The organism is Amycolatopsis sp. NPDC101161, from assembly GCF_044768185.1.
Lineage (GTDB): Bacteria > Actinomycetota > Actinomycetes > Mycobacteriales > Pseudonocardiaceae > Amycolatopsis.
Genome location: NZ_JBIWPI010000004.1, coordinates 971,670 through 992,791 on the forward strand (window position 1 = coordinate 971,670; position 21,122 = coordinate 992,791).

At 70.1% G+C, this 21,122-nt stretch carries 23 protein-coding genes; 9 read left to right on the plus strand and 14 right to left on the minus strand.

The features are described from left to right. The first annotated feature begins 20 nt into the window (after window positions 1-20). Window positions 21-692: a cytidylyltransferase domain-containing protein gene (locus tag ACIRSS_RS32440; protein WP_400901461.1), complete on the plus strand. Its 672-nt coding sequence runs from the start codon at window positions 21-23 to the stop codon at window positions 690-692. Here ACIRSS_RS32440 and neuC read toward each other — a convergent pair. Next, window positions 689-1,819 (minus strand): UDP-N-acetylglucosamine 2-epimerase, encoded by a 1,131-nt coding sequence (gene neuC / locus ACIRSS_RS32445; RefSeq protein ID WP_400901463.1) that lies wholly within the window; start codon window positions 1,817-1,819, stop codon window positions 689-691. The two genes, ACIRSS_RS32440 and neuC, sit on opposite strands and share 4 nt — an antisense overlap. Continuing rightward, on the minus strand, window positions 1,812-2,837 hold the full coding sequence (locus tag ACIRSS_RS32450) for an N-acetylneuraminate synthase family protein (protein ID WP_400901465.1): 1,026 nt from the start codon (window positions 2,835-2,837) through the stop codon (window positions 1,812-1,814). The genes neuC and ACIRSS_RS32450 overlap by 8 nt, the downstream gene beginning before the upstream one ends. 128 nt (window positions 2,838-2,965) lie before the next feature. Between ACIRSS_RS32450 and ACIRSS_RS32455 the strand changes: the two genes are divergently transcribed. The 3 genes from ACIRSS_RS32455 to ACIRSS_RS32465 are packed head-to-tail and all read left to right on the plus strand — an operon-like array spanning window position 2,966 to window position 5,643. After that, window positions 2,966-3,916 (plus strand): ABC transporter permease, encoded by a 951-nt coding sequence (locus ACIRSS_RS32455; RefSeq protein ID WP_400901467.1) that lies wholly within the window; start codon window positions 2,966-2,968, stop codon window positions 3,914-3,916. Window positions 3,917-3,919: 3 nt separating this feature from the next. Then, a complete protein-coding gene (locus ACIRSS_RS32460; RefSeq protein ID WP_400901469.1) occupies window positions 3,920-4,735 on the plus strand; it encodes an ABC transporter ATP-binding protein in 816 nt (271 codons plus the stop codon). Beyond that, entirely contained in the window at window positions 4,735-5,643 is a 909-nt protein-coding gene (locus ACIRSS_RS32465) for a glycosyltransferase (protein ID WP_400901471.1), read from the plus strand. The genes ACIRSS_RS32460 and ACIRSS_RS32465 overlap by 1 nt, the downstream gene beginning before the upstream one ends. On the opposite strand, the gene ACIRSS_RS32470 is transcribed toward ACIRSS_RS32465, so the two are convergent. From ACIRSS_RS32470 to ACIRSS_RS32510, 9 genes are all read right to left on the minus strand, one after another. After that, window positions 5,637-6,605 carry a hypothetical protein gene (locus ACIRSS_RS32470; RefSeq protein ID WP_400901473.1) on the minus strand — a complete coding sequence of 323 codons (969 nt, stop codon included), beginning with the start codon at window positions 6,603-6,605 and terminating at the stop codon, window positions 5,637-5,639. The genes ACIRSS_RS32465 and ACIRSS_RS32470 overlap by 7 nt on opposite strands. After that, a complete protein-coding gene (locus ACIRSS_RS32475; RefSeq protein ID WP_400901475.1) occupies window positions 6,595-7,008 on the minus strand; it encodes a hypothetical protein in 414 nt (137 codons plus the stop codon). Before ACIRSS_RS32475 ends, ACIRSS_RS32470 begins: the two co-directional genes overlap by 11 nt. Further along, entirely contained in the window at window positions 7,001-8,305 is a 1,305-nt protein-coding gene (locus ACIRSS_RS32480; protein WP_400901477.1) for a hypothetical protein, read from the minus strand. The genes ACIRSS_RS32475 and ACIRSS_RS32480 overlap by 8 nt, the downstream gene beginning before the upstream one ends. Further along, entirely contained in the window at window positions 8,305-9,111 is an 807-nt protein-coding gene (locus tag ACIRSS_RS32485) for a WXG100 family type VII secretion target (RefSeq protein ID WP_400901479.1), read from the minus strand. Before ACIRSS_RS32485 ends, ACIRSS_RS32480 begins: the two co-directional genes overlap by 1 nt. A 13-nt stretch (window positions 9,112-9,124) precedes the next feature. Next, window positions 9,125-9,625: a YbaB/EbfC family nucleoid-associated protein gene (locus ACIRSS_RS32490; RefSeq protein ID WP_400901481.1), complete on the minus strand. Its 501-nt coding sequence runs from the start codon at window positions 9,623-9,625 to the stop codon at window positions 9,125-9,127. 104 nt (window positions 9,626-9,729) lie between these two features. After that, on the minus strand, window positions 9,730-11,220 hold the full coding sequence (locus tag ACIRSS_RS32495) for a hypothetical protein (RefSeq protein ID WP_400901483.1): 1,491 nt from the start codon (window positions 11,218-11,220) through the stop codon (window positions 9,730-9,732). Between the two features lie 10 nt (window positions 11,221-11,230). After that, window positions 11,231-11,812, minus strand: coding sequence for a DUF3558 family protein (locus ACIRSS_RS32500; protein WP_400901485.1), 582 nt, complete (start codon window positions 11,810-11,812; stop codon window positions 11,231-11,233). Window positions 11,813-11,816: 4 nt separating this feature from the next. Further along, window positions 11,817-12,263 carry a hypothetical protein gene (locus ACIRSS_RS32505; RefSeq protein ID WP_400901487.1) on the minus strand — a complete coding sequence of 149 codons (447 nt, stop codon included), beginning with the start codon at window positions 12,261-12,263 and terminating at the stop codon, window positions 11,817-11,819. A gap of 131 nt (window positions 12,264-12,394) precedes the next feature. Then, complete coding sequence (locus ACIRSS_RS32510; RefSeq protein WP_400901489.1) at window positions 12,395-13,162, minus strand: ESX secretion-associated protein EspG; 768 nt, start codon at window positions 13,160-13,162, stop codon at window positions 12,395-12,397. A gap of 108 nt (window positions 13,163-13,270) precedes the next feature. On the opposite strand from ACIRSS_RS32510, the gene ACIRSS_RS32515 reads away from it, so the two are divergent. Further along, entirely contained in the window at window positions 13,271-13,516 is a 246-nt protein-coding gene (locus ACIRSS_RS32515) for a hypothetical protein (protein WP_400901491.1), read from the plus strand. A 51-nt stretch (window positions 13,517-13,567) separates the two neighbouring features. On the opposite strand, the gene ACIRSS_RS32520 is transcribed toward ACIRSS_RS32515, so the two are convergent. Together ACIRSS_RS32520 and ACIRSS_RS32525 are read right to left on the minus strand one after the other, a co-directional pair. Further along, window positions 13,568-15,487 (minus strand): glycosyltransferase, encoded by a 1,920-nt coding sequence (locus ACIRSS_RS32520; RefSeq protein ID WP_400901493.1) that lies wholly within the window; start codon window positions 15,485-15,487, stop codon window positions 13,568-13,570. Window positions 15,488-15,495: 8 nt separating this feature from the next. Beyond that, window positions 15,496-15,966 (minus strand): GtrA family protein, encoded by a 471-nt coding sequence (locus ACIRSS_RS32525; protein ID WP_400901495.1) that lies wholly within the window; start codon window positions 15,964-15,966, stop codon window positions 15,496-15,498. 125 nt (window positions 15,967-16,091) lie between these two features. Between ACIRSS_RS32525 and ACIRSS_RS32530 the strand changes: the two genes are divergently transcribed. From ACIRSS_RS32530 to ACIRSS_RS32545, 4 genes are all read left to right on the plus strand, one after another. Next, on the plus strand, window positions 16,092-17,465 hold the full coding sequence (locus tag ACIRSS_RS32530; protein WP_400901497.1) for an FAD-binding protein: 1,374 nt from the start codon (window positions 16,092-16,094) through the stop codon (window positions 17,463-17,465). Beyond that, on the plus strand, window positions 17,462-18,217 hold the full coding sequence (locus ACIRSS_RS32535; protein WP_400901499.1) for a decaprenylphospho-beta-D-erythro-pentofuranosid-2-ulose 2-reductase: 756 nt from the start codon (window positions 17,462-17,464) through the stop codon (window positions 18,215-18,217). The genes ACIRSS_RS32530 and ACIRSS_RS32535 overlap by 4 nt, the downstream gene beginning before the upstream one ends. A gap of 91 nt (window positions 18,218-18,308) precedes the next feature. Next, on the plus strand, window positions 18,309-18,923 hold the full coding sequence (locus ACIRSS_RS32540) for a VC0807 family protein (RefSeq protein WP_400901501.1): 615 nt from the start codon (window positions 18,309-18,311) through the stop codon (window positions 18,921-18,923). Window positions 18,924-18,975: 52 nt separating this feature from the next. Continuing rightward, on the plus strand, window positions 18,976-19,596 hold the full coding sequence (locus ACIRSS_RS32545) for a VC0807 family protein (protein ID WP_400901503.1): 621 nt from the start codon (window positions 18,976-18,978) through the stop codon (window positions 19,594-19,596). Here ACIRSS_RS32545 and ACIRSS_RS32550 read toward each other — a convergent pair. Beyond that, window positions 19,578-21,095, minus strand: coding sequence for a hypothetical protein (locus ACIRSS_RS32550; protein ID WP_400901505.1), 1,518 nt, complete (start codon window positions 21,093-21,095; stop codon window positions 19,578-19,580). The two genes, ACIRSS_RS32545 and ACIRSS_RS32550, sit on opposite strands and share 19 nt — an antisense overlap. Window positions 21,096-21,122: the final 27 nt, after the last annotated feature.

The window sequence follows — 21,122 nt, forward strand, 5'->3', positions numbered from 1 at the left end:
TCACTCGTAAGGGGTGCTCTGTGACCGCGCTGGCCATCGTCCCGGCGAGAGGCGGGTCCGTCGGGCTGCCGGGCAAGAATCTGGTGCCCTTCCGGGGGCGTCCGCTCGTCGCGCACACGGTGCACACCGCCGTCGCGGCCGGGGTCACCGACGTCGTCGTCACGACCGACGACACCGAGATCGCCGCCGCCGCGGCCGCCGAGGGCGCCCGGATCGTCGACCGGCCCGCGCACCTCGCGCAGGCGACCAGCCGGACCCTGCCCGCCGTGCTGCACGCGCTCGACACGCTCGAAGTTCCCGACGAGACGCTGGTTCTGCTGCTGCAGCCCACCTCGCCGTTGCGGACCGCCGGCGACATCGCCGAGTGCCTCGACATCCACGGCGACCGGCCGAGCGGCTCGGTCGTGCAGATGTGCCGGTCGGCCGACCACCACCCGCTGAAGGTCTGCCTGGAGACGCCGGACGGCGGCATCGCGCCGGTGCGGGACTGGGCGGACCTCGAAGCGCCCCGCCAGGTCCTGCCAGCCGTGCTAAGGCCCACCGGCGGCATCTACCTGGTGCGGGCGGGCGATCTGCGCAAGCACGAGCGGTTCTTCATCCCGGAGGTGCGCCCGCAGTTCGTGCCGGTCGAACGGGCGATCGACATCGACTCCGCGGCCGACCTCGAGCTGGCAGAGCAACGCGCTGACTAGCGGTCCACGAACGCCTTGTACAGCGAGGGCCGCCACAGGTCTTCGCCCTCGAGGAGCTCGACGATGCGGCGGTGCGCGCCCGGCTCGCCGAACGCCGTGTGCGGCTCGCAGCGGCCCATCGCGCGGGCCTTGGCGATCCCGGCGATGACCGCTTCGGCGGTCGGGTCGACCGACAGCACGCTGGGCGCGACCGCCCGGTTGCGCTGACGGGTGCCGACGGTGACCGACGGCGTGCCCAGCACGGGCGCCTCGCGCACTCCGGCGCTGGAGTTCCCCAGCACGACGGCCGCGTGCTTCATCAGCGTGATGAAGTATTCGAAGCGCATCGACGGCAGCCGCACGAACCGCGGGCCCGCCAGCCGGTCGAGTTCGCTCCGGATTTCGCGGCAGCCCTCGTCGTTGTTCGGGTCGATGACGACCCAGTTGCCCTCGGCCAGCACGGCGTCGACCACGGCGGCCGCGTTGCGCCGGTTGAGGTCGCGTTCCGTGGTCACCGGGTGCAGGGCGAGCAGGCCGTAGTCGGTGAACGGGATCTCGTAGTGCCGGCGCACCTCGTCGAGGTCGGGCAACCGCGCCGACGTCAGGACGTCCACCTCGGGGCTGCCGACGACGAAGATCCGTTCTTCCTCCTCGCCGAGCTGCAGCAGCCGGCGGCGGGCCTGTTCGTTGGCGACGAGGTGCACGTGGGCGTGCTTCGAAAGCGAGTGCCGGATCACGTCGTCGATCGTGCCGCTGACCTCGCCGCCTTCGATGTGCACGACCCGCACGTTCGCCAGCGACCCGACGATGGCGCCCGCGAGCGCTTCGACGCGGTCGCCGTGCACGACGATCGCCGCCGGCTGCTCTTCGTGCACGAGCCGGGCCAGCGCCTGGACGGTGTTCGCCAGCACGAGGGCCATCGGCTCGTCTTCGATCTGGTTCGGGATCAGGTGCAGCCGCTCCAGCCCGGCCAGCTCGATCTCCCGCACCGTGTAGCCGTAGCTGCGCAGCATGTGCATGCCGGTGACGACGATGCGGGCGGACAGCACCGAGCTCTTCTGCACGGCGAGCATGACGTCGCGCAGCTTCCCGAAGTCGGCGCGGGTCCCGGTGAGGAAGAGGACCTCACGCCGTCCCGGCTCAGCCAAGGTCCGCCCAGCTCACCTGCGTGTTCGCCGGCAGCGCCCGCGTGACGGCGCGGCCGAGCAGGCTCTCGTAGTCCTTGGCCTTGATCTCGCCGGTGCCCGGGCGCTTGACCCAGATGTTCTCCGTGGTCAGGGCCTCACCCTCGGCGACGTCCTTCGTGGTGACCACGCAGGCGTACGCGAAGTCGATCGTCGGCTGCTCCTCGGCGAGGATCTGCTTCGACCCGCCCCGTGCGGCGTGGATCAGCCGCGAGCCTTCGACCAGCTGCTTGAACTCCGCCGGCGTCGACGAGACGGGGATGTCCGGCCCCGGCCAGCTCATGTCGGACGTGAAGTGCCGCTCGAGCACCGAAGCACCCAGCGCGACCGCGCCCAGACACGGGTAGATCGTCACCGTGTGGTCGGAAAGTCCGAGTTCGGCGTCCGGGAACGCGGCGTGCAGCTCCGCGAGCGCGCCGAGCCGCACCTGCTCCGGCGGGGTCGGGTACAGCGACGTGCAGTGCAGCAGCGCGAACCCCACGCCCGCCGCCCGCAGGATCTCCACGGCCGGGGTGATGGACGCGATGTCGTTCATCCCGGTGGACAGGATGACCGGCTTGCCGAAGGACGCGACGTGCCGGATCAGCGGGTAGTTGTTGCACTCCCCCGAGCCGATCTTGAAGCCCTCGACACCGAGCTCGGCCAGCCGGTCGGCGGCGGCGCGCGAGAACGGCGTCGACAGGAAGACGAGCCCGCGTTCCTCGGCGTGCGCCTTGATCTCGCGCTCGTCCTCGGCGGTCAGCGCGACGCGGTTCATCATGTCCCAGATCGGCTCGTCCGCGTTGCCGGGCACGACGTCGTTCGGGATCATCTCGTCGTCGACCACGTGGGTCTGGATCTTGACGACCTGGACGCCGGCGTCCGCGGCGTCGTCGACCATCTTGTGCGCCTTCTTGGGATCGCCTTCGTGGTTGATCCCGATCTCGGCGATCACGAGGGGCGGGTGGTCGGCACCGACCGGGTGCTCGCCGAGCATGAACATGAAGACCCTCCGGGTCGCTGCGTGGCTGCGGTCCGTCCACGACCTTAGCCCGTCGCGGACCAGCGCCGTCCCACCCGACCCGAGTGCCCTGTCAAGATGCCGCTCCTCCCATCGGTACCCTCGTCCACGTGCATGCCACCAGCACGGTTCAGGCCGCGAACTCCCCCGTTGCCGCGTCGGCGCCGCCGACGTCGGACAGCAAGACGTTCGCGCGCGCCTTCGCCGACATCAAGGCCGGTTTCTCCGCCCGCGAGCTGTGGGGTCACCTCGGCTGGCAGGACATCAAGCAGCGCTACCGCCGCTCGGTGATCGGGCCCTTCTGGATCACGATCAGCCAGGCGGTCCTCGCGCTCGGGCTCGGGCTGCTGTACTCGCAGCTGTTCAAGCTCCCCGTCGAGGTGTTCCTGCCCTACATCTCGACCGGCTTCATCATCTGGGGCTTCATCAGCGGCTGCCTGTCCGAGGGCATGGAGACGTTCATCGCGAACGAAGGGCTGATCAAGCAGCTCCCGGCGCCGCTGAGCGTGTACATGCTGCGCACGGTGTGGCGGCAGACGCTGATGCTGGCCCACAACCTGATCGTCTACGTGGCCGTGCTGGCGATCTTCTTCGGCGCGCTCAGCAAGCAGTACTCGCTGCTGGGCAACGGCGTGTGCGTCCCCGACCACATCTGCCACCCCGGCCTCAGCTGGACCATCCTGCTGGCCATCCCGGGTTTCCTGCTGCTGGCGCTGAACGCCGCCTGGGTGACGCTGCTGTTCGGCATCATCTCGACCCGCTTCCGCGACATCCCGCAGGTCGTCAACTCGCTGATCCAGCTGCTGTTCTACGGCACGCCGATCGTCTGGCCGGTGGACCAGCTGATGTCCGGCGGGTCCCGGGAGGGCGTCTCCTGGATCCTGCCGATCGTCAAGGCGAACCCGCTCTACCACTTCATGCAGGTGGTCCGCGCGCCGCTGCTGGGGCAGGAGTTCTCGGTGGAGAACTGGATCGTGGTCGGCTCCATCACCGTCGTCGGTTGGGCTCTCGCGCTGGTCGCGATGCGCAACTACCGTGCCCGCGTCTCCTATTGGGTGTGACACATGGTTTCCATTGACGTCCACAACGCGTTCGTCGACTTCCCGATCTTCGACGCGAAGACGCGGTCGATGAAGAAGAAGGTCCTCGGCAAGGTCGGCGGCAAGATCGGCACCGAGACCAAGGTCCCGATCATCGAAGCCCTGCACGACGTGACGCTCAACCTGCGTGAAGGCGACCGCGTCGGCCTGGTCGGGCACAACGGCGCTGGCAAGTCCACGCTGCTGCGCCTGCTCGCCGGCATCTACGAGCCGACCCGCGGCTCGTCGCGGATCAACGGCAAGATCGCGCCGGTGTTCGACCTCGGCATCGGCATGGACCCGGAGATCTCGGGCGTCGAGAACATCATCATCCGCGGCCTCTTCCTCGGGATGACGGCCAAGGAAATGGAAAAGCGCGTCGACGACATCGCGGAGTTCACCGAGCTCGGCGACTACCTGCAGATGCCGCTGCGGACGTACTCGACCGGCATGCGCGTGCGGCTCGCGCTGGGCGTCGTCACGTCGATCGACCCGGAGATCCTGATCCTCGACGAGGGCATCGGCGCGGTCGACGCGGCGTTCCTCAACAAGGCGCGCGACCGCCTCAAGGACCTGGTGAAGCGCTCCGGCATCCTGGTGTTCGCCAGCCACTCGGACGAGTTCCTGTTCGAGCTGTGCGACTCGGCCATCTGGATGGACGAAGGTCATCTCAAGCAGCAGGGTTCGCTGCGGGACGTCCTCACGTCGTACAAGGGACGCGACCCCTTCGAGAACATGAGCAAGGAAACCCTGGAGCGCTTCGGCATCGAACCGGTGGCGACGACGAACGGCGGGGAATGATGACCAGCGAGACCCGGCAGCTGCCCGACGGCGCGGTCGTCGGCGTCGTCGTCACGCGGCACCGGCGCGAGCTGCTCGCGGACTCGCTGAAGATCATCGCGGCCCAGACCCGGCCGGTCGACCACCTCGTGGTGGTCGACAACGGGCCGGACGACTCGGCCCGCGAAGTCGTCGAGAACTACCCGCTGCCGCACACGTACCTGCCGTCCCACCGCAACCTCGGCGGGGCGGGCGGGTTCGCGCTGGGCATGCTGCACGCGCTGTCCCTGGGCGCGGACTGGGTGTGGCTGGCCGACGACGACGGCCGCCCGGCCGACGAGAACGTGCTCGCGATCCTGCTCGAAGAGGCGGAAAAGCGGGGCCTGGCGGAGATTTCGCCGGTGGTGTCCAACATCGACGCCCCGGAGAAGCTGGCGTTCCCGCTGCGCCGCGGCCTGACGTGGAAGCGGTCGCAGTCGGAGCTGGGCGTGGACTTCCTGCCCGGCATCGCGTCCCTGATGAACGGCGCGCTGTTCCGCGCGTCCACTTTGGACGTCGTGGGCGTGCCGGACCTGCGCCTGTTCTTCCGCGGCGACGAGGTCGAGCTGCACCGGCGGCTGGCCCGCTCGGGACTGCCGTTCGGCACGTCGCTGAAGACGAAGTACCTGCACCCGGACGGCTCCGACGAGTTCAAGCCCATGCTGGGCGGCAAGTTCCACGCGCAGGACCCGGAGAACGAGGTCAAGCGGTACTACACGTACCGCAACCGCGGGTACCTGCTGTCCCAGCCCGGGATGCGCAAGATCGGCGCGCTGGAGGTCATTCGCTTCGGGCTGTACTTCGTGGGCGTGAAGCGCGACCCGAAGGCATTCCTGCAGTGGCTGAAGCTGGTCCGCCAGGGCCGCGCGGAGAAGTTCTACCGCTACTGAAACTGCCCTTCGAGCGGCACCGGCACGGACTCCGTCCGGACGTCGGTGAGCTCGGCGGCGGGCACGGTCTTCCGCCACACGCGGTAGTCCACTTCGGACAGTCCGAGGTCGCGTGCGATGAGGTAGTCCTCGTCGACCAGGAGCAGGTCGGCGGTGTCGCGCGTCCGGCCGAGGAGCTCGAAGGTGCCGCCGCGCCACCGGCACAGCGTCCGCACGAAGGTGAGGTCGTCCAGCTCGACCTGGTCGACGGCCTTCATCCGGAACCCGTAGGTCTCCCCGAAGTCGGCGGGCGCGGCGGCGCCGGGCAGCGGGTGCAGGACGACCCGCGCGGGGCCGGCGAACTCGGCGTCGAAGTCACCACCGCGGTACCGGGCGGTGTAGCCGCGCCGCACGAGCGGCGGCAGCGGCACGGGCGGCGGGAAGAACGTGGCCTCGCCGAAAGCGTCCTTCTGGTCGAGGATCCAGCCGACCTTCCGGCTGTGGTACTGCCCGAGCCGCTCTTCACTGTTGTCGGCGCGGCGCACGAAGAGTTCGGCGCCGACGGGGAGCTCGACCAGCCGCAGGACGTATTCGGGCAGCGGGTGGTCGACCCCGGGGAAGTACCCGGTCCCGAGGTACGGCGGCGGGTACACGCGCGCGACGCCCAGCTCGGCGGCGATTTCGCGGTCGCTCGAGCCGTAGGAGGTGCGGAACGGGAACGTGTGGCCGGCGGTGAAGCGGAGCAGGTAGAGCTCGTCGAGCGGGCCCCAGCCGGGGATCTTGGCGAGGCCGTAGTTCCGCACCATGGCGGCGGTGTCGAGCTCGGCGACGTCCTCGGCGCGGCCCGCGAACCCTTGGACCCGGTGCGGTTCGAACCGGCCGGGGACGATGACGTTGCCCAGGTAGAGGCCGACGAGGCCGGGTTTGACCGGCAGCTGGACGACCGTGCTGCCGAGGAGACCGGCGGGAGCGTCAGGACTCACGGGATTCACGCTCTTCCTGGTCTTTCCGCCACGGCCCGAGGTTGTCGACGCGCTCCTCGCGGATGTCGCTCACCATGTGCTTCGGAGCCACCGCCACGAACGTCATCCGGTCCATCCGCTGGAACTGCACCTCGGGGTAGCGCTCCGGCTCCGCCCAGACCCGTTCCGCCCACTTGCCGTCGCCGCGCGTCATGAAGAGGGAGTAGTGACCGTCTCGCTCATCCGCCACCTCGAACTCGTGCTCGAGGAACGTGCCCCAAGTGCGAACCGTGTACCACTCTTCGAGTTCTCCGATCGGTACCTCGGCGACCAGGACATCACCGTCGTAGAGCGCCATCCGGCCCGGCGGGCGGCCGGACGCCTCGTACTCCTTGCCCTGGTGGACAGCGTAACTGTCAGGCATCGGAACCCCCTCGGCCGCGCACGTCGAACCACCCTCTCTTCTCCAGGTAAACGCCCGCCAGCACTTCGGTGCCGTCGGCCCGCACGAGCCACATCTCACCACGCCCGGCGTAACCGCGGGGCGCGTGCAGCCACTCGGGCACCCCGCCGCCCGTGTACCCCGTCCCCAGGAAAGGCGGCTTCCACTCGCGAGGGTTCGCTTGCCCGGACGCAACCTGCATGTCGTGCGCCGACCCCGGATCCGTACCGCCGTAACTGATTTCCATCGCTTGGCGATCGTCCAAAGCCGGGAAGCGCAGCTGGTAGGCCTCGTTGGCGCCCGCCTTGATCGGGGTCCAGCCGGCGCCCTGGTCATCGAGCGCCAGCGTGTCGCGGAACTCGCCTGGGGTCCCGTATTGGGAGGTGTCGCTGCCGCGGGCGATGGAACCGGCCACCGAAGTCGGGTAGTTCGTCTCCGTCTTGCCGGTGTGGCGATCCACGTAGGTGGTTTCGTTGCCGAGGGTGGCCTCGCCGATCTCCGGCTTGACCACCTTCGTCATGATCTCGCCCGGGTTGGCCTTCAGCTCGTTGCGGACCGCCACGATCTCCGCTCGCTGGTCCGGGGTCAAATCAGCCGTCGGTTTGAGGGTCATCGCCAGGTGCTGGTCCGGGTCGTAGCCCAGCCTGCTCGCCGCGTCGCGGATCTGGTTGTCCGTCGAGGTCGGGCGGGTCTGCATCGACTCTCGCGTGTACTGCCCGCGCAGCTCGTCGTCCGAGGCGTGGTGGCCCTGGTTGTTGTGCATTCCGCCGCCGTCGTCGGGCGGGCGGGGTGGAGGGTTCGAGCCTGGTGGGGGCGGGTTGTCACCGCCACCGGCTGCTGCCGTCTTCGGGGCGTCGACCGGCTTGCCCGCCCCCGCGATCGTGGCCGCGTTGTTCGCTTCCGTGGTCTCGTAGTGCTCGCGGACCGCCTTCGTGCGCGCTCCCGCGTCCTCGACCGCCTTGCCCGCTCGGGCGACGTGCTCCTTCGCCGCGCTCACCGTGCCGTTGAGCGTGCCGGTCATGCCCGCGCCGACCACGCCCATCGACTTCGCGCCGAAGTTCGCCCCGGCCACGGTCTGGCCGACCGCGTGGACCTTGTCCTTCGTCCGGCCGAGGTGACCCTCCATCGTGCCGAGCGACTCGGTGTGGACCCCGTACCCGCCGCCGTTGTGGCCACCCGCCGGGGCGTGGGACTCGTGTGCCGGGTGCGCGTTCGGCGTCTCGTGGTGCGTCGGCGACGTGTCGACGTGATGGGGCGTGCTCGTGTGGTGAGTCGCCATCACGCCTCCGTCTCGTACGGCTTCGCGGCCTGGTACGCGCCCATCGCGAGGCCGCCGACCGTGGAGAACCGGTCGAGGCCCTTGGTCAGCTTCTCCATCGCTTCCATCAGCTTGGCCAGCCGGCCGCCCTGCCGCGCGAAGCCCTCCAGGAGCTTGCTGATCTTGCCGGCGATCTTCGACGCGGTCGCCGCGGCGCGGGCCGACGCGACCCCGCAGAACGCCGCGATCGAGCCGCCGAACGTCACCACCGCCGACGCCGCCGCGATCAGCGCGTCGCGGATCAGCTCGGCGATCACCGACGAAATCAGCCCGAAGACGATCCCGCGCAGCGTGCAGACCAGCATGCCGGAGATGCCCGCGACCGCCGCGGTCCCGTCGAGCGTCTTGCCGAGCGACTCCAGCTCCTCGGCCATCTTCGTGAGGCTGTCGCGGTAGGCGTCGGCGGCCTGGCCGGTCCACTCGGCGACGCTGCGGAGGTCGTCGCGGTGCTCCTGGGCGAGCGTGTGCATCTCGGCCGCGGCGGACTTGAGCTGGTCGACGTTCGCGTTGATCTCGTCGGGGTTGCCGAGCAGCGCGTCGAGCGGCTCGCGCAGGAAGCTGATGTGCTCCAGCAGCCAGCCGACGCCGGCGTTGAGGACGGCGCCGAGCGGGTCGATCGCGGCGCCGACGGTGTCGACGACCGCGCCGGCCGCGCTGACCGCGACGCCGAGGACGTGTTCGCCCTCGGACTCGGAGTCCGACTTGATCGAGTCGACGAGCCCGGCGTAGGTGTCGAAGATCCCGGCCCCGGAAGTGGCGGTGGTCATGGTCGAAGTCCCCTCAGTCCCGGCGCATGAAAGTGTTGTCCCCGAAGTCGTCATCGTCGTCACGCGGCGGCCGCGACGGGCGGCGGACCGGCGGTGGCGGCGGGGTTTCCGGCTCGTCGTGCTGCCAGAGCCGGCGTTCCCGGACCGGCTCGGGCGCGGGCGGCTCTTCGGGCTCCTCCGGCGGCACGTAGCCGGTGACCATGTGCATCGCTTCGGAGTCACCACCCAGCGGCGCGAACGCGGCGGCGACGTTGACGGCGGCGCCGCGCTGGGCCTTGCGCGCCAGCTTGAGGATCTCTTCCGCCAGCTTGGCGCCCGACTTCCCGGCCAGCGCGGAATCGGTGAGTTGCAGGTCGGTGAGCGAGCCGTTCGGGGCGACGCCGACGCGGATGGTGCCGTCGGGCGAGGCGACGGTCGTCCCGGCGGCCTCCAGCCCGACGCGGAACTCTTCGGCCTTCGCCTGGACGTCCGCGATCTTCGATTCGAAGCCCGCCAGCCATTCCTCAGGTGTCATCGCTCGCCTCCCCGGTGTCGGACGCGAGGCGAAGGCTACTGGTTCCACGACCAGCCCAAATGAGAAACGGCCCCGGTTCCCCGGGGCCGTTTCCGTTATGTCCGTTATTCGCCGATGACCGGCGGCGCGGTGCGCAGGTCCGTCCCGAAGACCTCGTCGGGGTCGCCCTCGACGAGGTAGGTCGGGCGCGAGTGCTCCGTGTCCTCGTCGCCCTCGCCCTTCTGGCCGCGGGCCATGCCGCCCCCGCCCATGCCGCCACGACCGGACGCGCTGCCCGAGCCGAGACCGCCCATGCCACGCCCGGCAGCCGCCTCGGCGGCCCCGATGCCGCCCGGCCGGGCCGCCCCCGACGCGGCACCCGCGCCGGTCGCGTTGCCCGCGCCCGAGCCACCAGGACCGAAGCCGCCACCACCCCGGCCGGCCCCGCCGCCGACCTTGGAGTTGTAGGCCTCGTCGCCGCCGAAGTTCATCCCGCCCATCGGCATCGGGCTCATCGGCGGCATGCCCATCGACTGGTTGTTCGGGTTCGACGTCGACCCACCGGGGATCGCCCCCGGCGCGAAGCTCGACGGCGTGGTGGTGCCGGCCGGGAGCAGCCCCGCACCGGTCGTCGAGCCTGGGCCGGAGAAGTGCGGCGTCCCGGTGGCGCCGGGAGTGGTGCCGGGGACGTTGCCGGTGGTGAAGTGGTTGCTGCCGCCACCCGGCGTGTTCACCGAGCTGGACCCCGGCATGGTGACGCTGCCGGGGTTGTTGATGCCGTTCTTGTCCCCGGTGCCGTTGGGATCACCAGAACCGCCCCCGGTGCTGAAGCTGGGCGGCGGCGCGAAGGCCGGCTGCTTCGACGCGGCCTCGTAGAGGTTCTTGTCGTAGGTCGACATGACGCTGGCGGCCTGGTCGTGCGCCGCCTGGCTGTCCTTCTGCTTCTGCAGCGACTTGTCGACGTTGTCGGGCAGGTTGAGCGGGTTCGACGTCGCCCAGGACTTGAACTCGTCGCCCCAGCTGAAGGGAATGGGGGCGGGCATGGAGTTCTTGGCCGTCGAGGCCGCTTGGCCCTGGTCGTAGATGGTCTCCGAGGCGAGCTTCGCGTTTTGCGAGTTCGCGTCGGACCACTTGCCCAGGCTGGTGAAGTACTGCTGGGCGTTCTCGGCCGCGGTGCCTTCCCAGGTGCCTTTGGAGGCGTTGACCGCGGTGTTCATCGACGTGGCGAACTTGTCGAAGACCTTGTGCACTTCGTGGTAGGCGGTCGAAACCTCGGAGACCTGGGCGACGTCCAGGTTGCTGTTCAGGAACGCCTGGAGCTGCGTGTGGTCCGTGCCCTTGTAGTCCGCGTTCGGCGCGTTCAGACCCTGGACGTACTCGACGTCGCGGCCCTTGGTGGCGTCGGCGACATTCTTGTCGCCGAGCTGCTGGGACTGGTCCTTGGCCTTCTGCTGGGCCATCCACTGCTGGAGGGGCCCGAAGAGCCAGTTTCCGGGGTCGACACCTTCCTCGGCCTTCTGCTGCAGGTAGGCATCGCGCTCGGCGGGTGCCATGTCCTGGACCTCTTGCGGCGTCTTGTCCGGGGTCTTCGGCGGCGGGCCCTGTCGCGTCGTCATGTGGGTTCCCCTATCCCTTCGGCAGCCGCGGTTCGACGGCGGCCTTGGCCACCGCTTCGGCGATCTGGCAAGCCTCGTCCGCCGAGTGGGCGCCGAGCACCGAAACGTCCACCCTCGACGAATCGCCCACCGGCAGGGCGAGCGTGCACCCCGGGACGGACGCGCCGCCGGACGCTTCCTTCGCTTGCCGGCCGTTGATGTCCTTGTCGACCACTCCGCCGCCGGTGTCGTTCACCTGCGCGACCGACGCTGTGTCGCGGATGTTCGCGCCGATCACCTTCTGGTCGTCACTGGCCGAGGCGATCTTCTGCTGGTAACTGCAGGACCGGGCGCCACCGAGCGTCTGCTTGCGCGGTTCCAGGAACTCGCCGTAGCTGCTCAGGTCGCTCATCTCGAGGAGCGAGCAGGGGTCCGTGATCGACTGGGTTCCGCTGCCGCCCGTGGACGACGAAGAAGTCTCCGGGGCGCCGGACTCGCTGGCCGACGGCGACTGCACCGGCGACGCCGTTCCCCCTTGGGTGCTGGTGCACCCGGCCAGCAGTGCGCCGCCGGCGAGGAGCGGAAGAACGACGCGAATGAGAAGTTTGGTCATTACCTCAGGCCTGTTTGGTCTGGAGCGCGGAGAAAGCCTGGCTCTCGGTTTCCTTGTAGAGGCCCGCGGCCCGGGCGAGCGCTTCGTCGGCCTGCTTCGCAACCTGCTTGAGCTGTTCCAGGACCGCGGTCGCCGAGCCTTTGGACTCCGAGGCACTCTTTTGGTCGTGCTTCGCGACGGTGTGCCCGTACGGGTGGTCACCGAGCTGCGGGGCCTGGTCCAGCATGGAGCTCTGGTACTGGAGAGCCCCGAGGTCGGTGACCAGCTCGGTCAGCGCATCCCGGATCGGCTTCACCCCCTCGGGGGTGATCTTGAAGCCGCCGCCCTTGGCGGCGTCCACCAGTTTCTGGGTTTCGGCCGTAACGGCCTGCACCGCGGCGCCCATGCCGGCGGATGAAAGCGGGTTGACGATGTCCGACATCGAGCCGCCACCGCCATCGGCAATCAACATCGCTGTTCCACCCCGTATCGCTTCGCCCGTGCGTGTGCACCCGGAAGTCTACTAGCCGGGCACGCCGCACAACGGCTGTTCACCGATCTCCACCTTTGGACGTCGAAAGCCCACCGCCGGTTCCCCGCCGGTCAGAACTGCCCTTCGAGCTGGGCGTACAGCTGCTGGGCCAGCCGTGCGTTGTCGGCCGGGGCGTACGTGATCCAGCGCTGGCCGTCCGCGGCCGCTCTCGAGGACATCAGCCAGCGGCCCGACTCCGTGTCGAACCAGGCCAGCGGTGGGTACGTGCCGCCGCGGGTCTGGGCGGTGAACTGGCCCACGCGCTTCTTCGGCTCCTGGAACACCCGCTCGATCATGCGCAGCTGGGGGCCGCCGCTGCCGCTGCCCGAAGAACGGGGGCCGCTGACGCCGGCGAACGGGTCGTACGCGTCGTCGCGGCGCTGGTGGCGGGGCTGCTCCGCCGGGCGGGAGATCGTCACCGACTGGCCGGGGGCCGCCGGGGTCAGGGGCAGCAGGTCGACGATCGCCGGGACGATGCCCGTCGGGCGGACCTCCTCGAAGACGATCAGGTTCTCGTCCTGCTTGGCCAGCACCGCGAACTGGCTGTCGGACGCGACGCGGGCGAAGAGGTGGCGCTCGCCCAGGTCGGCGGCCGCGTTGATCGCCACGCTGCCGCGGACGAACGTCGCCAGGGCCAGCTCGGCGTCTCCGTCGAGGCGACCGCGGCTCCACAGCCCGCGCCCGTTCAGGTCGCGGACGACGGCGTCGCGGATCATCGCGCGCTGCTCGACGGTCGTGCCGACGTGCGGGACCTCGAACGGCGTCGGCGCGCGGCCGAGCCCGAGCTGCTCCAGCAGGATGTCCACCGCTGCCAGTGACAGCGAGAACGAGTGCGGCATCGCTTCCATCCCCCCGGGGTTTTCTTCGGGCCTTCCGGCAAAAGGTAGTCCATCCGCTCTCGGCGAACCCGCTTGCCCGGGTGAGATCGCCGCTGGTCCGATGGACGCATGGCCGACCCGAAACCCGCACTCGTGCTGCACCTCGCCACCGGCGGGGAACCGCTGCTGTTCGCGCTGACGACCGAAGGATCCGGCAAGCTGGCGGGCAGGCTCGCCCAGCTCGTCAAGGCCGGCGCGGTCGAAACGGTGACCACCAAGGACCACTCGGAGGTCGCGATCAACTTCGCCCACGTCGCCGCCGCGTACGTCGACGACCTCACCCGGAAGAGCACGGTGTTCGGCATGCACGGCTGACACGGCGAAGGCCGCCTCACGACCAGCGTGAGACGGCCTTCGCGAAGAACGTCAGAGCTTGTAGAGGCGCTTCCAGTTCTCGCGCGAGGTCAGCTCCGGCATGGCGCGCTTGTACTGCTCCTGCACCGCCGCGCCTTCCTTGCGCAGCCGCTGGACCACCTTCGCGCCGCGCTTGGCCAGGTCGAACATCTTGACCTTGTCGTACGAGCGGACGCGGACGCCTTCTTGGTTCGCGTCCGTCACGACCGCCGTGTCGAAGAGCGCGATGTGCCACCAGTTCGCCTCGTCGATCGGCACCGCGCCGAGGCCGAAGCGGCTGCGGCCGAGGACCCGGTCGAGCACGCGCTTGATCAGCACCAGGCGCTGCATGCTGGGCCGCGGCGCGCTGTTGATGATGCCGATGTCGTTGGACGCGATACCCGGGACGTCGGTCGCCTTGTAGCGCTTGGTCTCGGGGTAGGCGTCACGGATGCGGCGGATCTCCTGCATCGCCTCGACCCCGCCGTCCCGCAGGACCTCCGGGCCCTTCAGGAAGTCCTCGACGGCCTTGATCAACGTCGCCGACAGGCCGTACTGCATGCCCAGCAGGTACCGCACCAGCTGCGCGAGCAGGACCCGGGAGAGCAGGTTGAGGTTGAACGGCGAGTGCAGCGCCGCGGTGATGATCGAGTTGCGCAGGTTGAAGTACCGGTGCCACTCGTCCCAGTCCTTCATGTGGAAGTCCGCGTGCCACACCCCCGCACCCGGCAGGGTGACGGTCGGGAAGCCGTGCGCGCGGGCCCGGTAGGAGTACTCCGCGTCGTCCCACTGGAAGAAGAACGGCAGCGGGTACCCGGTGGCCTGGACGACCTCGTACGGGATCAGGCACGACCACCAGCCGTTGTAGCCGGCGTCGAGGCGGCGTTCCTGGCGGTTGGGTTTGAGCGTCTCCTCGTCGACGCCGAGCAGGTCGGCGGTGGAGAGGGAGTGCTCGACCGGCTGGCCGGGCTCGAGGGTGTTGAGCCGGGCGTACTCGGCGCCGACGTGCAGCTGGTTGGGGTGGAACAGGTTGAGCATCTGGCCGCCGACGATGATCGGGTTGGCGGCGCGGTTGGAGAACGCCGTCATCCGGATCACCAGGTCCGGCTCGAGCAGCACGTCGTCGTCCATGAACAGCACGTTCGCGTGCTCGGTCGCGGTGTGCCCGGCCACCTCGAACAGGCCGCGGGTGAAGCCGCCGGCGCCGCCGAGGTTGGGCTGCTTGATGTAGTGCAGCTTGTCGGCGAGGTCCTTGGCGACCTGCTCGAAGCCGTCGCGGGACTCGACCAGGTCGGTGCCCTGGTCGGCGACGTAGATCGCGTCCAGGGTCTCCAGCGAGGAGACGTCGGCGGCGAGGGCCTGGAGGTTTTTCAGGCAGTCGTCGGCGCGGTTCATCGTGCAGATGGTCACCGCGGTCGGGCGGATCTTCTCCGGGGCCTCGACCGTCCAGCGGACCTGCTCGACGCGCAGGGTCTGGCCGCCCTCGGTCTCCAGGTCCAGCCAGAGCGCGCCGCCGTCGTAGAACTTGTCGAGCTTGGCGGTCAGCGACACCTTCGCCTGCTTGGCGTCGGCGACCTGCTCGGCAGCGACCACGCGCGGCTCGCCCTCGACGTCGGAAGCACCCATCGACAGCAGGCCGGTGCCGGTGACGACGAGCTCGACGGAGACCTCGGTGACGGTCGTCCAGCGCTGCCAGTAGCTGGCCGGGAAACGCCCGAAGTACGTGTTGCCGGACACCTTGGAGGCCGGCTCGAGGGTGATGACCGCACGTTCGCGCACGGCCGAACCCCACTCGAGCTCGGCGTAGAGGTCCTTGCTGACGATCGGCGCCGGGCCGGCGTAGAGCCCGCGCTGCGCCGTCAGGCGACCCTGCGGAGTGTGCTCGGTGAACCGCGTCTCGGCGGCCGCGCCGGCTTCGGTGGCCGGCGCCGGGGTGGCTGTTTTACCGGGCATTGAGTTCCTCAGTTCTCCTCGGTCGACGGCTCGCGGAACACGACCCACTTGAGCATCACGAAGTTGATCACCGTGGCGGTGGCCTGCGACACGGCCCAGCACAGGGTGTGCTGCCAGGCGGACTCCGGCAGCACGTGCAGCATGAGCTGGTTCACCCCGACCGCGACGAAGAACGTCACGGTGTAGAGCAGGACGAACGAGCCGATCTGCGCCTTGCCGTCGCGGCGCCCACCCGAGAAGGTGAACTTCCGGTTCAGGAAGAACGCCGTGGTCGTGCCCACGATGAAAGAGATAGCGCGGGCGATGTCGACCCACGGTGAGGTGGCCATCCCGGCCACCTGGGTCAGCAGGGTGTACGTGCCCAGGTCGACCAGGGCGCAGAAGCCGCCGATCAGGGCGAAGCGAATGAGCTGCCCGAGCAGTCCGATGTTGGACGGCTGAGCAGCTGCGATGTCGGCTTGCGGATCGGTCGCCACCACTGCATTACCTCGTTGCCTGAGTCATGGTCACCCGCGCGGGCGCTTGTGCCTTGATGCGCAAAGTGTAGAGACGAGCACTTCAGGGTCACGTTCCGGGCGTAGTTCGGCGTGGCTACCCTGGTCGGGTGACCCACTCCCCCGAGACACAGCGTCGCACGCTTTCCGGCTGGGGACGCACCGCGCCGACCGTCGCCGACGTCCTGACCACGCCGGACGTCGAGACCATCGCCCGGGCCGTGCGCCAGGCCGGCGGACGCGGCGTCATCGCGCGTGGCCTCGGCCGGTCCTACGGCGACCCGGCGCAGAACGCCGGCGGCCTGGTCATCGACATGACCGCCCTCGACCGGATCCACTCGATCGACCCGGACTCGGGTCTCGTGGACCTCGACGCCGGCGTCAGCCTGGACAAGCTGATGCGCGAGGCGCTGCCGTACGGCCTGTGGGTCCCGGTGCTGCCGGGCACCCGCCAGGTGACGATCGGCGGCGCGATCGCCAACGACATCCACGGCAAGAACCACCACAGCGCGGGCAGCTTCGGCAACCACGTCGTGTCGATGGACCTGCTGACCGCCGACGGCCAGGTGCGCACGCTCACCCCGGAGGGCCCCGAGTCGGAGCTGTTCTGGGCGACCGTCGCCGGCATCGGGCTGACCGGGATCATCGTCCGCGCGACGGTCCGGATGAAGAAGACCGAGACCGCGTACTTCATCGTCGACGCCGACCGCACGGCCAGCCTCGACGAGACGCTCGGCCTGTTCACCGACGGCTCCGACCTGACGTACGACTACTCGATGTCGGTGCCGGACCTGATCTCCTCGGACCACCGGCTCGGCCGGGCGACGTTCTCGCGCGGTTCGCTCGCGAAGCTGGACGAGCTGCCGCCGAAGCTGCGTTCCGAGCCGCTGAAGTTCGACGCGCCGCAGCTGGCGACCCTGCCGGACGTCTTCCCGAACGGCCTGGGCAACAAGCTCACGTTCGGGCTGATCAACGAGCTGTGGCAGAAGACCGTGCCCAAGAAGGGCGCGCGCGGCAAGATCCAGAACCTGACGCAGTTCTACCACCCGCTGGACATGCTGAGCGAGTGGAACCGCGCCTACGGTTCCAAGGGTTTCCTGCAGTACCAGTTCTCGGTGCCGTTCGGCGCGGAGGACCAGCTCAAGGCCATCTGCCGGCGGATCGCGACGTCGGGCCACTACTCGTTCCTCAACGTGTTCAAGCGCATGGGCGACGCCAACCCGGCGCCCATGTCGTGGCCGTCGCCGGGCTGGATGCTCAGCGTCGACTTCCCGATCAAGGACGGCCTGAGCCGGTTCTGCCTGGAGCTCGACGACGCCGTGCTGGCCGCGGGCGGCCGGCTGTACACGGCGAAGGACTCCCGGACCTCCGCGGAGACGTTCGCCAAGATGTACCCGCGGCTCGAAGAGTGGCGCAAGATCCGCGCTTCCGTTGACCCCGAAGGCGTTTTCGCCTCTGACATGAGCCGGAGGCTCGAACTGTGATCGACGCGGTGGGCAACCCCCAGTCCCTGCTCCTGCTCGGCGGCACGTCCGACATCGCGCTGGCGATCGCCGAGAAGTACCTGGCCGAGAAGCCGCTGCGGGTCGTGCTCGCGGCCCGGCCGTCGCCCCGGCTCGACGCGGCCGCGCAGCGCCTGAAGGACCGCGGCGCCGAAGTGTCCACTGTGGACTTCGACGCCAAGGACACGGCGTCGCACCCCGCGGTGCTGGCCAAGGCGTTCGAGGGCGGCGACATCGACGTGGCGGTCGTCGCGTTCGGCCTGCTCGGCGACCCCGAAGAGGTCTGGCAGGACCACGCGAAGGCTGTCGAGCTGGCCACGGTGAACTACACCGCCGCGGTGTCGGTCGGCGTCGCGCTGTCGGAGAAGCTCAAGGCCCAGGGCCACGGCACGGTGATCGCGCTGTCGTCGGTGGCCGGCGAGCGCGTCCGCCGCTCCAACTTCGTGTACGGCTCGACGAAGGCCGGTTTCGACGGCTTCTACCTGGGCCTCGGCGAGGCGCTCGCCCCGCACGGCGTGCAGGTGACGGTCGTCCGCCCGGGCCACGTCAAGACGAAGATGACCGAGGGCCTGAAGGACGCTCCCCTGGCGCAGACGGCCGAGCAGGTCGCGGACACCGCCGTCGCGGCCGCACGCGCGGGCAAGGACCTGGTGTGGGCGCCGGCGCAGTTCCGGCTGGTGATGTCGGCCCTGCGGCACGTCCCGCGGCCGATCTTCCGCAAGCTCCCCATCTGAGGCACATCCACCCGTGGGTTGACCCGGACTTCCATCCGGGCCAGGCCCGCGCGCCGATGTGCGCACCCGGCAGTCGAAACAGACTGTCACCATGGTGAACACGACGAGCGACCGCGGTGGGCTGATGGTGCTGCTCCGCGACGTCGCCCTCCCGATGGCCCTGTACTACGTCCTGCGCTCCTTCGAGGTCGACGCGCTGTGGGCGCTACTGGTCGGCGCGGTCCCGCCGGTACTGCGGACCGGGTACGTCCTGGCGCGGCACCGGCGGATCGACCCGATCAGCGCGTTCGTGCTGGCCGTGCTGCTGGTCAACGCCGCGGTGGCGGTGTTCTCCGGCGACGCCCGGCTGCTGCTCGTCCGCAGCGCGTGGGTAACGCTGCCGCTCGGCGCGGTCATGCTGGCCAGCCTGGTCGTCGGGCGGCGGCCGCTCCTGTTCCGGGCGGCCCGCACCCTGCAGCCCGCCCGCGCCGAGCACCTCGAGCGGGTGTGGAGCCTTTCCGGGCCGTTCCGCGACCGCTGGCGTGCGGCCACGCTGTGGTGGGGCGTCGGCTGCCTCCTGCTGGGGTCCGCCGTCGTCGTGATGGCGTTCACGCTGCCGGTCGACGTCGTGCCGGTCCTCGACACCGTGCTGACCGTGGTCACCGTGGTCCTCGGCCTGAAGCTCACGCGGCAGCGGCTGGGCATCAACCGGACGGTGGATGCGTGACGAACCGGCTCGACGATGCCGCCGGCCGACCTCGTCCGCGATGCTCGGGGACATGCTCGGCACGCTGCTCTGCGACCTCGCCGCCCCGGTCGGCGGCTACTACCTGCTGCGCGCGTTCGACGTGGCGCCCGTCTGGGCGCTGACGCTGAGCGGCCTCCCGCCGGCGCTGCGGGTGCTCTACCTCGCCGCGCGGCACCGCCGGGTCGACGGCATGGGCGTCTTCGTGCTGCTGATCGGCGCGGTGAGCCTGGCGACGACGCTGCTGACCGGCGACGCGCGGCTGCAACTGGTCCGCGGCGCGTGGTTCAGCGTGCTGATCGGCGTGTGGATGCTGGCGAGCCTCCGGATCGGCCGCCGCCCGACGACGTACCAGGCGACGCTCGCCCTGGTGCCCGGCCGGGCCGCGGCACTGGAGGCGCGCTGGGCGGACACGCCGTCGTTCCGCCGCGTCTGGCGGGTGCTGACGGTCGTGTGGGGCGTCGGCGGGCTGCTGCACAGCGCGGGCAGCATCGCGATGGCGTACACGCTCCCGGTCGACGCCGTGCCGGGCCTCGACACGGCGTTGTCGATCGGGAGCTTCGTGCTGCTCCAGGTGGTCACGCAGGTGCTGCTGGCCCGGGAGGGGACGATGACCCGGCTGTTCCGCGGCCGCGATCAGCTGCCCGCCGCGTGAGCGGGCATCAGGTAGAGGTTCTGGGTGCCCATCCACGGGGAGTCGATCCGCCAGCTCGCCAGCGCCGTCGCGGGTGGGGTGCGCCGGGTCGTGGCCAGGACCAGGTCCGGGCTGATCGGGGCGACGCTGTGGTCGAAGTTGTGGAAGTTGGCCTCCAGCAGCGCGCGGCCGACGTCGCCGCTGCGGCGCTTCGTCTCGCTGATCGCCGGGTCGACGGCACCGCGGTCGGAGAACTCGTCCACCAGCTCGCAGTCGCACGCGTACGCCAGCGCGCCGATCTCGCCCGCCGTCTCCACCTTGCGGCCGTGGGCGATCGAGGCCAGCTGCTGGCCGATTTCGCGGTACTCCGTCGTCGACGCGTGGTTGCTCGTGATCGGCGCGAACTGGCGGGGCAGACCGGGTAGCGCGTACGCCGCGAGGCTCGCCACGAGGACCACGCCCGCCGCCGTCCACGTTCCGCGGCGGACGCGTTCCGGGACCGCGCTCGCGCACGCCGCCAGGAAGATCGTCGCGCCGATGATGCTCGGCGCGTAGTACCAGTGGTACGGCGGGACGCCGAGGCGGCTGTAGGCCAGGTAGTGCAGGGCGCCCGCGACGGCCAGCGCCGCGAACGGCGTCAGGCGGCGGGCCGCTTCGGAGCCGCGGCGGTACTGGACGATCCAGACGACGCCGGCCAGGCCCGCGAGCGGCAGCGGCAGGAACGACAGCGCCGCCTCGGCCGGGAAGTTGCGCCAGTACAGGAGCGGGCCGTTGGTGAAGCTGAACGGGCCCCACGACTGCTGGCTGATCTTGATGACCAGCGTGTCCGGCACGGCCGAGCCGAGCACGACCCAGCTGAAGGCGAACCACGGCAGCGTCACGGCGAGGGTCGCGAAGACCGTGCGCCAGATGCCCGTCCAGAACTCGCGGCGGGCCGCGAACAGCACCGCTGCGATCAGCAGCAGGTCGATCCGGACGAGGGCGAGCAGCCCGATCACGACGCCGAGCCGGCCCGCCTTGCGCTCGCCGGCGTAGACCAGCGTCCAGACGACGCCGGTGGCGCCGAGCGCGACCTCCAGCCCGACCGACGACAGCAAGAGCGGGTTGAGCAGCAGCAACGCGAACGTCACGGGCGCGAACGCCGCCGGCAGCCCGGTGCGCTCGCCGAGCCGGCGCAGGCCGAGGACGAGCAGCACCTGGGCGGCGACGAACACGATCCCGGCGGCGAGCACGGCGTCGCGGACGACGAACGTGACCGCGGCCAGGGCCAGGACGTTCAGCGGGGACGTCGCGGTGTTCGCCGTCCCCTGCTCGATCAGGCCCCAGTGGGCGTGGAAGGCGAGGTTCTTCGCGTAGGACAGCGTGATGTACGTGTCATCGATGAGATGGCTGCTGACCAGTGCGAACATCAGCGCGGAGGCCGCCGCGGCACCAGCCGGGAGGGCCCACGAGCGGGCAACGGGGACGGCCGCCGGTAGCGCACCGGCGGCCTCGGGGAGTTCTGCGGAGGCGCTTCGCATCCGGGACACCGTACCCCGCCCGTGACG